This is a genomic window from Paraburkholderia sp. GAS38 (genome assembly GCF_050434965.1).
GTDB classification, from domain to species: Bacteria; Pseudomonadota; Gammaproteobacteria; order Burkholderiales; family Burkholderiaceae; genus Paraburkholderia; species Paraburkholderia phenazinium_A.
This window is the reverse complement of sequence record NZ_JBNDJO010000003.1, coordinates 465,824-477,950: the sequence shown is the minus strand read 5'-3', so window position 1 is coordinate 477,950 and position 12,127 is coordinate 465,824. Positions and strand designations below refer to the sequence as shown.

Below are 12,127 nucleotides of genomic sequence, written 5' to 3'. Positions count from 1 at the left end.
GGGATTACCCGCCTACCCTTAATAATTTTCAGCATTTATGGACAATGCCGGGCGGGCGGCAACAATGACCTTAACCCCTTGTCCTGCCGGCCTTCCGGCAGCGGGTCCGCAAAGGTTTGCGTTAAAACCGGGATCGCCTGAATCCGTGTCGCCATAGCTGACCGGTTCTTATTCGTATTGCGAGCCGGTATGCGACGTTTCGATTAAACGCTTTGGCTTTTTGACATCAATGTGACGTCTTTCATTTTTGTTTTGCTGAAAGCTCAAGCTTGAAATCGATTTTAAACGGATCGCACATAGCGACTCCCGCGCACCTCGACCGGACATGCGTGGGATATCATCTGAGCAATGCCCCGCGTCGACTGTTCCGATGACGCAGTCACGTCGTCGACCGTTCACATTTCCCGCGTTGCCATGTACGACACGTCCAAAGCCGCAGGCCCGGTCGCCCCGACCTCCCCCGCCGGATTCGCCGCTACACCTGGCCGGCACGGCATCGCCCCGCGTCTGTGGCAACTCGCGACGCTCGCCTGCGGCCTCCTGATCCTGCTCGGCGCCGTGCTGGCCGGCGAGCAGTACGCCGCGCGCAGTGTCGATGCCCGCGAGCGCTTGATCGGTAGCGAACTCGCCGCGTCGGTGGACCGCATCCTCAGCAGCGTCGTCTCGCGGCGCGAGCCCGAGTTGACCGCGCTCGCCGGGCGTCCCTGCGCGCAGGTCGAGCGTCAGTTGTCGGAGTTGCAGACCTATGTGACCTACGTGCGGGCGATCGCCCTCGTCGCGGACGGGCGCCTGTATTGCTCGTCCGGCCTCGGGGCGATCGACGTACCGCTGTCGGACTATCGGCACACGCCCGGCACACCCGTCAGCATCAAGCTTCTTCCCGGCACGCAGTTCCAGCCTGGGGTGCCTGTCCTCGTCATGTTCCATGCCACAAGCAATCGTCTCGGAGTGCTATACATCGTCGAAGGCGAATACATTGCCGACCTGCTCGCGCATGGCGTGCGCTACGGCGCGCGGCAGATCGCCGTGTCGATCGCGGACAACGGGCGTCTCGACGACCAGGGCAAGTTCGAGCCGGCCAGCGAGCCGCAGCCTGCCGACCTGAGCCGCGTGGCATCCGGCACATGGCCGCTCTCGATCGTGCTGTCCGCCTCGCCGGAGTTCGTCTCGCAGATGCGCTGGAAGTACGGGCTGCTGTTCGGCGGGATAGGCGTGCTGGTGAATGCGCTGCTCGCCGCGCTCTATCTCCTCACGTTCGCACCGCGCCGCCTGCTGCTCGCCGCAGTGCGGCGCGGCTTGCGGCAAGGCGAACTGTACGTCGTCTATCAGCCGATCGTCGACATCGCCAGCCGCGCGACGGTGGGGGTCGAAGCGCTGTTGCGCTGGCACCATCCCAAGTGGGGGAACATCAGTCCGGCCGTATTCATGATCGAAGTCGAGTCGAGCGCCCTGCTCGCCGATGTCACGCGCTTCACGCTGCGCACGGCCGCGGCGGAAATGAGCGCGCGCATGCCGGCACGGCCGCTGCGCATCGCCGTCAATATCGCGCCGCGCGATCTCGAACGAAAAGGCTTCGTGGCGGAAGTGCTGGCGGTGAACGATGCACTGCCCGAAGGTGTCAGCCTGGTGCTGGAGCTTACTGAGCGCTTTCTGCTGAACAAGAGCCCGAGGGTTATGGATATCTTCGAGACGCTCAAGGCGCGCGGCGTTCGCTTCGCCATCGACGACTTCGGCACGCAGCACAGCAACCTCGATCTGCTCAGCCGCTTTCCATTCGATTTCGTGAAGATCGACGGGCAATTCGTGGCGCAAGTGGATACGGGCGGTGCCGAACTGATCAAGGGCATCGTGTCCGTCGCGCGGCATTTTGGGCTCCTTGTGATCGCCGAGGGTGTGGAGACGGAGGCGCAGCATCGTGCCCTGCGCGACGCCGGCATACCGTTCGGCCAAGGTTACCTATACCAGCGGCCATTGCGGGCAAGCGAACTGGCAGAGAAGCAGAAGACGAGCCTCTACGCGCATTCGTAGCCGCGTCACGCGGGACGCGGCTACCGATGGCGCAACTTCGCAGCGACGCGCAACCACCCTACTGCACGGTGATGGTCGCCTTCATGTTCGGATGGATGCCGCAGAAAATCCTGTACACCCCCGGCTTATCGAACTTGAACTGGTAGGTCTCGTTCTGATCAAGCGCGGCGGAACGGAACAGCCCTGCGTCGTTGACCACCGTATGCGGTTCGCCATCGAGATTCTTCCAGGTCACCGTCGAGCCGGCTTTGACGGTCATCGCCATCGGCGAGAACATGAAGTTCTTGATCACGACGGCATTCGATTCCTCGGCCTGGGCAACCTGCAGGCCGGCCGATGCCATCGTCAACAGCATCGCTCCGAGGGCGATTGAGAACGTACGTCGAATAGGATTACTTATCATAATTTGTGTACCTCTTCATGACATTTCAATGTGCCGACTCAGACGAGCGTAACGTCGTCCAGCGTCGTTTTGAGCGGATGGCGCGTGACCTTGATACTGGTGACGCCCAGCATCCGCGGTAGCTGATCGCTCGCCACCGTCAGCGGCATGGGGCCAGGCCCGTTGCCGGCGGTCGGTTGCGGATAGGCCGTAGAACGCGCCGTATGGAAGGTGATATTGCCCTCTACCTTCGACACGATCTGATGAATATGCCCATTGAGCACGGTGACCGAGCCGAAGCGTTTCAGATAGCTCATCGCCTGCCCCGCATCGCCGGTCCCCCAACCCCACGGCTCGTAAATCGTCCACATGGGCATATGCGCGAACACGACGATCGGCGTGCTCGACGAGCGGCCCTTCAGGTCGTTTTCCAACCACGCCAGCTGGTCGTCGCCAAGGCCGCCCAGGCCGTTCGGCTTGAAATGCATGACGTTCACGAGGCCAATAAAGTGCACGCCTTGATGGTCGAAGCTGTAATAGCCTTTGTTGTCCGACGCCGCGCCGAAACGATTGAAATACTCGGTGCCGGGGCCGTCGGTCACATCGTGCTCGCCCGGCACCGTATGCAACTCGGTGATATTCAGGCCCGACAGCAACTGGGAGGCCAGATCGAACTGCTCCGGTTTCGAGAGATGCGTGATATCGCCGGTGTGAATCGTCAGCGCGGGCTTGACCGGCATGGCGTTGACGAAGTCGATGGTCTGCTTGAGCGTACCCGCCACATCCGGGTTGGCTTCCTTGTTAAAGCCAATGTGGGTATCGCTGATCTGCAGGAACAGGGGCACGCCCGACACCGCGGAGGAATCTTTGGTGCTAGCGGCAAGCGCCAGTTCGACCGGCGTGAGAATACCGCCGGCGAGGACAAACACCGTGCCCACGCCGCCGAAAGCGAGGCACTTCAGCGCGCCGCGGCGCGACGGATCGGATGGAAGATCTGACGACATGGTCACCTCACGATTAAGGTCCAGGAGATGGGCCGCCGGATCATCCGATGGGATTCCTGAACAGATTCAATGAGGAGACTGCGACGTCGTGCGGTTTATTCCCCGCTTCACTGGAATTTTTTAGTGGGCCTCGCTTAGCCGGCGCAAGTGCCCCGTGCGTGGCCCACGCTAGGAAGCGGGATGCGCACGCAGATCCGTAATGAAGCCATTGAGCTCGCTTTCACCGGCATCGGTAACGGCCCAGTAGTTCATCCCGGCGGCGCTCCAGTGCGCCAGGTGATAACCCTGCCGCTCATAGATATGCGGCGTCGTACCCGCCTCGCTGCCTGGCCACACATACAGATTGATCGGATGCAGCTTGTAGCGGTAGACCATCACCGCAACGGCACGCCCGTTCAGGTAATCGAGCCGGCCACCCACCAGCGGGTAGCCTTGCTGAGCGAGATCGACCACCGGCGGCGCAAAGTCGAGCTTGCCGTCGAACCACGGCTTGACCGTGTGGCGGTCCGTCGAAATCACGTCGTACAGGTGATCGAATTGCAACGAGCGCACATGACTGTCCACCAGTTCCTCGGTCAGGCGCGTATCGCCGGACGGCATCGAAAGGTAGAGCCCCGCGCTCCAGGTCAGCGCCACCAGACTCACCGCCATCGCGCCGAGCGGCGCCCAGCCGAGCGTGCCAACCGCGCTACCCGTGCCGCCCGCGCGACCCTTGCCGCCAAGGCGGCCGGATCCGCCGAAGCTTGCGCCGAGGCGTTGCCACCACGAGCGCTGCACCGGCAGCGCCGCGCGGATGCGTGCCGCCAGTTCCGGCGGCGCGTCCATCCGCAAATCGTTCTGCCGCAACTGCGCGCTGACTTGACGCTGCAGCTCATAGGCACGCTTGCATTGCTCGCAGCCGGCCAGATGCCGCTCGAATTCGAGCGACTCGGACAAGCTCAGTTCCTCGTCGATATAGCCCGGCAGTAGTTCAAACGCCTGTTCGTGATCCATCACGCCCCCTCATCCGTCGGTGCGAGCAGCGTCGCCAGTTGCTGGCGGCCGCGCCCGAGGCGAGACATCACCGTGCCCATCGGGATGCCCACGATGACGGCGATTTCCTTGTATGACAATTCTTCCAGCTCGCGCAGCACCACCACCTCCCGGTATTCCAGACTCAAGCTGCGCAGCGCGTTGTGCACCCGCTTGCGGCTCTGGCTGCGAATCAGCGTCGCTTCAGGGCTGTCGTCCTGCCCGGCGCGATCGGTCTCGAGGCTATGCAGGTCTTCCTCGAACTCCGTCGTATTCGCGGCATGGCCCCGGTTCTGCTGATGCCAGGTGTAGAACGTGTTACGCACAATGCTCAATAACCAGGCGCGCGCATCCTCGCCGCGGAATCCGCCAAAGTAACGGAACGCGCGCAGATACGCCTCCTGGACGACGTCCTGGGCGTCCTGGTCGTTATGCGTCAGCCAACGCGCGACGTTGAACGCCGAATTCATATGCGGCAAGACGAGCGACTCGAAGCGCTTCGCGATGATTGGATCGGCCATTGTTGTATCCCGGCGGTAACCCCTCTCTGTGACCGACATTGAGCAGACCGTCCGCAGCGTGTTTTTATTCCCGGACGGTCGAATGGACCGCTACTCCCTTGCCCGGCGAGCGCTTTCCGTAACCGGCGCCCTTCCCGGCCAGTCATTGTGCCACCAGATCGGACCACCGCATCGGGCCACCGCGGCCCCCTGATCGAGCCGGATCAAAGCGGCCTTGCGCGTACCACATTGGTCTTTCTTGAGCGCCCCCGCAGCAACCTCTGTAATAGAGCGTAAAAACAGGTAATCTCTCGGTTTTTCCTACAGTTGTGAAGCGGATGATCCGAGCGTTGGCGAGCCAGACAAAACCACAAACGGCGGCACAGACAAGGCCCAGCCATGCAGAACATCGCTTGCACTGCGCCGCTGCGCTGCTGCTGTTCGGACTGGCAACCTTCGTGCAATCCGCCCATGCAGCAGACGCGGCCTGTACGCCTCACGCCGGACCGGACGGCCGTCCCGCGGTCGGCCTCGTGCTGTCCGGCGGCGGCGCACGCGGCTATGCGCACCTGGGCGTGCTGAAGGTGCTCGAAGAAAACCGCATCCCGATCGACTGTATCGCCGCCACCAGCATGGGCTCGGTGGTCGGCGGCCTGTACGCGAGCGGCATGACCGCGCAGGAAATGGAAACCCGGCTCGCGCAGGTCAATCTGGCCGACATCGCTTTCGACGTGGTCGAGCGCGCCGACCTGCCGCAGTCGCAACGCGAGGACGAGCAGCTCTACGCGAACAGCCTTGCACTGGGTTTTAGCGGCAGCGGTTTCAGGCTGCCGGCCGGGCTCGTGCAAGGCAATCGTTTGCAGGCCTTGCTGCAGGACTGGACCGCAGCGATACCGGGCAACGCCTCGTTCAACCAGTTGCCCATCCCGTTTCGCGCGATCGCCACGGACCTGCAGACCGGCCAGAAGGTCGTGCTCGAAAACGGTTCGCTGCCGCAAGCCATCCGCGCCAGTATCGCGCTGCCGGGCCTGTTCGCGCCCACAGAGGTCGACGGCCGGACGCTGGTGGACGGCGGCCTCGTCAGCAACCTGCCCATCGAAACCGCTCACGACATGGGCGCGCAAGTGGTGATCGCAGTGGACATCGGCTCGCCGCTGCGCCCGCTCGACGCCCTCGCCTCGCCTGCCGACGTGATGCAGCAGATGATCGGCATCCTGATCCATCAGAACGTGGCGCGTCAGCGCGAACAGCTCGACGCCAATGACGTGCTGATCGAGCCGTCGCTCGGGCCGTTGAGCTTCACCGATTTCGCCAACGCCCCGCAGGCCATCGCCGCGGGCGAAGCCGCGGCACGCGCCGCATTGCCGAAGCTGCAGCATCTCGCGTTGTCGCCGGAACAGTATGCGGCGTGGCGCACCGCGCACATGACGCCGGTCGCCACGCCGGTGCGCATCACCCGCATCGAAGTGAAGTCGCACGGCGCGGTGCCGGAGAAGCGCATCGTCGAAGCGCTGCACGTGCACCCTGGCGACGTCTACGATCCAAAGGCGCTCGACAAGGACATGCTGGCGCTCACCACCGCGGGGGGCTTCGAAAGCGTGACGCAGCAACTGGTCACCGAGGGCGACCAGAACACGCTCGTCGTCGATGCCCGCGACAAACCGTGGGGGCCGAATTTCCTGCTGTTCGGGCTCGGCCTGTCGGCCAGTTCCTCGGACGAAGGCGGCTTCCGTCTGCATGTGGGCTATCGCCGGCCGTGGCTGACGTCGTCGGGGCTAGAAGGGCTCGTCGACGCCACCGTGGGTAGCGACATGCTCTCCTTCCACGGCGAATTGCGGCAACCGCTCTCGGATTCGTTCGGCTATTACGTCGCGCCGTATGTGGAATTCGAGCGCAGCTATGCGAATGTCTTCCAGGACGATCCATACATCAAGCTGACGCAGTACCAGCAGCAGACCGAGCGCGCCGGCCTCGACTTCGGACTGCCGCTCGCGAACCTGGGGGACTTCCGCGTGGGGGTAGCCTACGCGCACGGTTTCGCCTCGCCGCAATACAACGGCCAGTACTACGACGAAAACGGCAATCTGCAACTGGAATATCCCGACATCTACGGGCGAGAGTTCACGGCACGCGCGCGCCTTGTCATCGACCAGCTCGACGATCCTTTGTTTGCGCGCAAGGGTTATTACTTCGAGTTGCGCGCGGAACGGACGCTGTTCGCGCAGCCCCAGAACACCTTCACCGAGCTGTACGGCAAGGCGCTGGTGGCGGCGAGTTATGGGCGTCAAAGCGTGAACGCCAGCATCGAGGCCGGCAAGGACTTCCAGAACACCAACCCGGTCAATCCGTTCGGCTTCACGCTCGGCGGCTTCCAGCATCTGTCCGCCTATGCCGCCGATCAACTGGCCGGCAATTCGATGCTCTACGGCCAGGTCACGTACATGAACCAGCTGACGACGTTCACCGCGTCGCCCTTCCATGCGCTCTACGCGGGGTTGAGCCTCGAAGCCGGCAACGTGTGGGACGGCGATATCCAGTACGGCGGCGGCCCGCTCAAACGCAGCGTGACGTTCTTCACCAGCGTGACGAGTTCGTTCGGGCCGATCTACCTGGGTGTGGCGTTCGCGCCGGGTGGACGGAACAACTTCTATATCCAGCTCGGCCACACGTATTGAGGATTGAGCAGGCGTGTCCCGCCGCCGCTTACACCGTCCCGGCTGGCCAGCTGATTTCGAAGCGCGCGCCGGGTAGCGTCAGCGGGTCGGTCGCGGCAATCCGGCCTTTGTGGGCCCGCAGCACCTGTTGCGTGATGGCGAGGCCCAAGCCGTAGCCGCCGGTGTGGCGATCGAGCCGCACGAAGGCGTCGAAGATGTGCTCGCGCTGGTTTTCGGGCACACCGCTGCCGTCGTCCTCGACAAAGATCTCGACGTTACCGTGCCTCACAGCGAGACCCACCCGAATCTGCGTCCGCGCGTATTTGCTGGCGTTGCGCAGCAGGTTGCGCATCGCGTACGACATCAGGCGCTTGTCCATCACCACGCGCAGTGCAGGGTCGATCTCGACCTGCGGCACGATCTGCTTGTCGGTGTAGAGCAGCGAGGCGTCGTTGACCTGACCGTCGAACCAGCTCGCGAGCACGGTCGGCTCGAGGTTCGACTGCAGCGAACTGTATTCGAGCCGCGCGTAGGTCAGGCTCATGTCGATCAGCTCGTCGAGTTCCGTGACGTCCTGGTCGATGCTGGCGAGCGCACTGTCGTACTCGGCGGCAGAGGCCGGCTCGCGCAACACTTCCAGCGCAAAGCGCACCCGTGCGAGCGGCGTGCGCAGTTCGTGAGAGATGCCGTTGGTCAACTCGCGTTGCGCGGCGATCAGCCGTTCCATCCGCTCGGCGAGCGCATTGAGCGTGCGCGCCAGCGGTCCGATGATCGTGCTATACGATTCGCGTGCCCGTGTGTTGAAACGGCCGCCGGTGAAATCGATGGCGCGCTCGCGGACCATCACCAGATCGACCCACACCGGACGCATCCAGCGATACGCGACCACCGCCGGCGCGCCAAACACCACAAGCAAAACCGGCACGACGCCGCCCGGCAACGCCGTAAAACCCTGCCAGACGACAGCGGCCGTCAGTTCCAACGACAAACCAAGCAACGGAATCACGGCCACCAGCAACGCGAGGCTCAGCAGACGCAGATAGGCCCGCACATAGAGGCGCGACCAGCTCGGCATGCGGTCGGCGCGCGTGTCGGTCCAGGAACGCCGGAAGTGCAGCCAGCGCCATTTGCAATAGCGGAAAACGGAGAGTTTTTGCGCGGTAGGGTTCATGGTCACGAACATCGGGGAAAAATGCGCGCCGGCCGCAAGAGGCCGTTCAGCCCGTCAAGTTCGTTTGGCCCGCGCGCGGCTTACGTTAGCACATGGGGACGCTGAAGGAACGCGAGCGTGCGGTCGGCAACGGTATTGCGCTCGTTGTCGAGCGTGATCATGTGATAGCTGTCGGTCAGGCGCACCAGCGTGACGTCGCGGCTGCCGAGGTGCTCGCAGACGAATTCGGCGGAGCGAATGCTGGTGACCTCATCCTCCTCCGAATGCATCACCAGCGTTTCGCAGGCGACGCGCGGCAGCGCACGTTTGACGGCAAAGCGCATCCAGTCCACCTGAGCGATCGCGGCAAGCGGCACGTACGGATAGTGGACCCCGCTGCCCTTTTGCAGCGCGCGGCGGATCAGGTTGCGAATGCGGTCGTTCTTGATGCCGAACGGCTCGCCCTCCGGCACGCGAATCAGATGACGCAGGCCCGGCACGCAGTACATCAGGTAACGCAGCGGGCGCAGACGCGAGCCGCCCCAGCCGTCGAGGAAGAGCGGCGGCGACAGCAGGATCAGCCGGCCATGCGTCATCCGTTCACGCGCGCTCAGCATTACAGCGAGCAAGGCGCCCATCGAAATGCCGGCGACGTCGACCCGTTCATAGCGCGTGACCAGCTCGCGATACGTGCGGCTCAGCAACTGCATGTAGTCGCGCAGGCTCACGCCGCTCAACTGATCGGGACGCGAGCCGTGCCCAGGCAGCGACGGCAGATACACGTCGCAGCCGATCTGCTCGAATTTGCGGTCAAGCGAACCGAAGTCGTGACGTGTGCCGCCCAAGCCGTGAATCATCAGCACTGCATGTTTGGAAAGCGGTAAGGCGCGGGCGGACATGACGCAAGCTCGTAAGTGAACAAGCCTGCGATACTAGCCACGCGACGCGCGCGCGACTGTAGATTTGAGATAACTCCCGTGGAGTTTTGTCGGCGCACAACGGGCGGGCCGGCGGGCGGGCTGTCAGGCAAAGGTCAAGAGCCAAGGCCCAACAGCAAACGTCCGATGCCTATTCCCAGGCCACTTTGCTGAACTGATAACCCTTGCCGCGCACGGTCTTGATCCGCTGCGGGGTACCCGAATCGTCGTGCAGCTTGCGGCGCAGCTTTGAAATACCGCCGTCGATGGTGCGGTCGAGTCCGTCGAATTCGATGCCGCGCAATTGCCGCATCAGGTCGTCGCGGCTCACCACTTCGCCCGCGCAACTGACGAGCGCCCACAGCAGGTCGAATTCAGCAGAGGTCAGATCCGGGCGGCTGCCGTCCGGCAACGTCACCGTGCGCGTGGCGCGGTTGATCTCGAACTTGCCGAAGGTATAGCGCTCCGGCTGGCCGGCGATTTCCACGCCGCGTCCCGCCACGCGGCGCAACTGCGCCTTGATCCGCGCGAGCAGGACACGCGGCTCGACCGGCTTATGGACGTAATCGTCCGCGCCGAATTCGAGGCCCAGCACTTCGTCGAACTGTTCGTCGCGCGCGGTCACCATGATGATCACGCCGTCGAATTGCTCGCGCGCTTCCCGGCAGATCTGGAAACCGTCCTTGCCCGGCAGGTTGACGTCGAGAATCACCAGGTCCGGCTGACGCTTGAGGATGGCCGGCACCGCGTCGTTACCGTTCAGCACCACCTCGACTTCATAGTCGTGTTTGCGCAGATAGCCCGCAACCAGGGCGGACAGGCGATTATCGTCTTCGACGAGCAGGATGCGGAAAGCCATGAGGGAATCGTCTGGAACTGACAGGGTTTCGATACCGGCACGCGGCGCACGCCACGTAGCCCCCGGCGCCTCGCAGCATAGCGGATGGCGCCACACGCACCGAAATTAGACGACAAAACTCGACAATTCACCAGTCAATTCGACGCGGCGGCACGACGCGGCGGATCGCTCATTGGCCGCAACTGCTGCCTGAAACGGCGCGGATTTCTGGTTGACAAGCTCGCTGCCGCCAGACAAACTCAGATCCATGCTGACCCACGCCTTCATCGCCATCGCGATTAATACCCCAATGCACGCCATTCATGGCGGGCGTTTGGGAGCGTGTGCGCGTTAGCAGTCTGAACCTGCAAAACAAGTCCCAAAGGCCCCGCCGGAAACGGAAGGGGCCTTTTGCTTTATGAGGCGTCTCCGTCTGCCGGCTCGATGACGGAGAGCAAGATGGTTGACGCAAGCCCGCAGTGCATGGATGAAGAGTCCGGTCGATACACCGGTGTGCAAGACGAGCGACTACCCAGAGTAGTCGTGCATGTGGTCGTCACACCCGGCGCGACGTTTTCATGGCGCGTGAACGCCGCCACCGAATTGAGCGTGAACGGCGCACGGATCTGGCTCACACGCAGCCAATCCCCTTACGACTACTGGTTGACGCCGGGCAATTCGCTGCGCCTGAAGCGCGGCGAACGCCTGTGGGTCAGCACCGATGGCGACGCGCCAGCGCACCTCGCATTGAGCAGCCGTCTGCCGGTGCGGCGAGGGGTGGTGAGCCGGTGGCTGGCGCGCGTGGCGTGGCTCGGCTTCGACCGGATGGCGGCGCGCACGCCGTGAGCGGCGCCTGAATGACAAACACCCCTGCGCGCAGGAGTGTTTGTCGACGCTTACTGTTTTTAGCCGAACCGCAAGGCTCACCGCATAGCGTTACTGCGTCGCCTCGTCCTGCGGCGTAATCTGCACCGCTGCCGCCGAGACGAACACCGCGTGAACCGTATCGCCCACCTTCACGCCCTTGAGATCGACGTCCGGTCCGACCTGCAGCGTCTGGGTTTGCGCAGCGCCGCGCAGCGTTACGAGGCCCTTCTTGTGGTCGATTTTCTGCACGGTGGCGAGCACTTCGATCTGCCGCGCCGTTTCGAAGCCGCCCGACGCCGGCGCATAGACCTGCGTATCGACGCGCGAACGGATGCCCTTGTTGCCGCCCGTCACCTTGTCCGCCTTCACAAGCAAGGCGTTCTTATAGAGGACGTCGACCCGGTCGCCGACCTTGAGCTTGTCGAACCCGGCCACTTCCTGACTGACCATCAGGGTGACAACGTTGCCGGCCGGCCCTTGCAGGGTCACCGTGCGTACGCCCGGATCGATACCGACGATCTCCGCCTTCACGTGCACCGGATCCACCACGCTGACCACGCCGCGTGTGGCGTCCGAGAGCGTGTTCTGCGCCCACACGGGTTGCGCGGCGGCCGCCGCCAGCAACAGAGCGACTCCAATCGTGGCTGCTTTCATTGATGCTCTCCTTGAAATGGTTTGATCCGGCGCTGCGGCAACGTAAATAATGAATTGCCGATATGCAGCATCATTGAATTAAACAAGTCTTTTCAGACGAAGGATTCAAATAACACCAGCGG

General features: G+C 63.2%; 12 protein-coding genes. 3 read left to right on the top strand and 9 right to left on the bottom strand.

Features of this window, described 5'->3' with window-relative positions; genetic code table 11:
* The first annotated feature begins 414 nt into the window (after positions 1-414).
* Positions 415-2,028, top strand: a complete 1,614-nt coding sequence (locus P3T42_RS09700) for an EAL domain-containing protein (protein WP_429305865.1) — start codon at positions 415-417, stop codon at positions 2,026-2,028.
* 58 nt (positions 2,029-2,086) lie between these two features.
* Here P3T42_RS09700 and P3T42_RS09695 read toward each other — a convergent pair whose 3' ends face one another.
* The 4 genes from P3T42_RS09695 to P3T42_RS09680 form a co-directional block, all read right to left on the bottom strand.
* A complete protein-coding gene (locus tag P3T42_RS09695; protein WP_429305864.1) occupies positions 2,087-2,431 on the bottom strand; it encodes a cupredoxin domain-containing protein in 345 nt (114 codons plus the stop codon).
* Positions 2,432-2,469: 38 nt separating this feature from the next.
* Positions 2,470-3,414: a metallophosphoesterase family protein gene (locus P3T42_RS09690; RefSeq protein WP_429305863.1), complete on the bottom strand. Its 945-nt coding sequence runs from the start codon at positions 3,412-3,414 to the stop codon at positions 2,470-2,472.
* Between the two features lie 168 nt (positions 3,415-3,582).
* Entirely contained in the window at positions 3,583-4,407 is an 825-nt protein-coding gene (locus P3T42_RS09685) for an anti-sigma factor family protein (RefSeq protein ID WP_429305862.1), read from the bottom strand.
* Positions 4,407-4,946, bottom strand: coding sequence for a sigma-70 family RNA polymerase sigma factor (locus P3T42_RS09680; protein ID WP_429305861.1), 540 nt, complete (start codon positions 4,944-4,946; stop codon positions 4,407-4,409). The genes P3T42_RS09685 and P3T42_RS09680 overlap by 1 nt, the downstream gene beginning before the upstream one ends.
* Before the next feature lie 317 nt (positions 4,947-5,263).
* Between P3T42_RS09680 and P3T42_RS09675 the strand changes: the two genes are divergently transcribed.
* Positions 5,264-7,600, top strand: coding sequence for a patatin-like phospholipase family protein (locus P3T42_RS09675; RefSeq protein ID WP_083640255.1), 2,337 nt, complete (start codon positions 5,264-5,266; stop codon positions 7,598-7,600).
* A 28-nt stretch (positions 7,601-7,628) separates the two neighbouring features.
* Here P3T42_RS09675 and P3T42_RS09670 read toward each other — a convergent pair whose 3' ends face one another.
* The 4 genes from P3T42_RS09670 to P3T42_RS09655 form a co-directional block, all read right to left on the bottom strand.
* Entirely contained in the window at positions 7,629-8,762 is a 1,134-nt protein-coding gene (locus P3T42_RS09670) for an ATP-binding protein (RefSeq protein WP_429305860.1), read from the bottom strand.
* 68 nt (positions 8,763-8,830) lie between these two features.
* Complete coding sequence (locus tag P3T42_RS09665; protein WP_083640254.1) at positions 8,831-9,628, bottom strand: alpha/beta hydrolase; 798 nt, start codon at positions 9,626-9,628, stop codon at positions 8,831-8,833.
* A gap of 169 nt (positions 9,629-9,797) precedes the next feature.
* Positions 9,798-10,505: a response regulator gene (locus tag P3T42_RS09660; RefSeq protein WP_074294627.1), complete on the bottom strand. Its 708-nt coding sequence runs from the start codon at positions 10,503-10,505 to the stop codon at positions 9,798-9,800.
* Between the two features lie 105 nt (positions 10,506-10,610).
* On the bottom strand, positions 10,611-10,754 hold the full coding sequence (locus P3T42_RS09655) for a hypothetical protein (RefSeq protein ID WP_429305859.1): 144 nt from the start codon (positions 10,752-10,754) through the stop codon (positions 10,611-10,613).
* A 189-nt stretch (positions 10,755-10,943) separates the two neighbouring features.
* Here P3T42_RS09655 and P3T42_RS09650 point away from each other — a divergent pair, with 189 nt between their 5' ends.
* Entirely contained in the window at positions 10,944-11,330 is a 387-nt protein-coding gene (locus tag P3T42_RS09650) for a DUF2917 domain-containing protein (protein ID WP_074297141.1), read from the top strand.
* Between the two features lie 90 nt (positions 11,331-11,420).
* Here the strand turns inward: P3T42_RS09650 and P3T42_RS09645 are convergent, their stop codons facing one another.
* On the bottom strand, positions 11,421-12,005 hold the full coding sequence (locus tag P3T42_RS09645; RefSeq protein WP_074294626.1) for a hypothetical protein: 585 nt from the start codon (positions 12,003-12,005) through the stop codon (positions 11,421-11,423).
* Between the last annotated feature and the right edge of the window lie 122 nt (positions 12,006-12,127).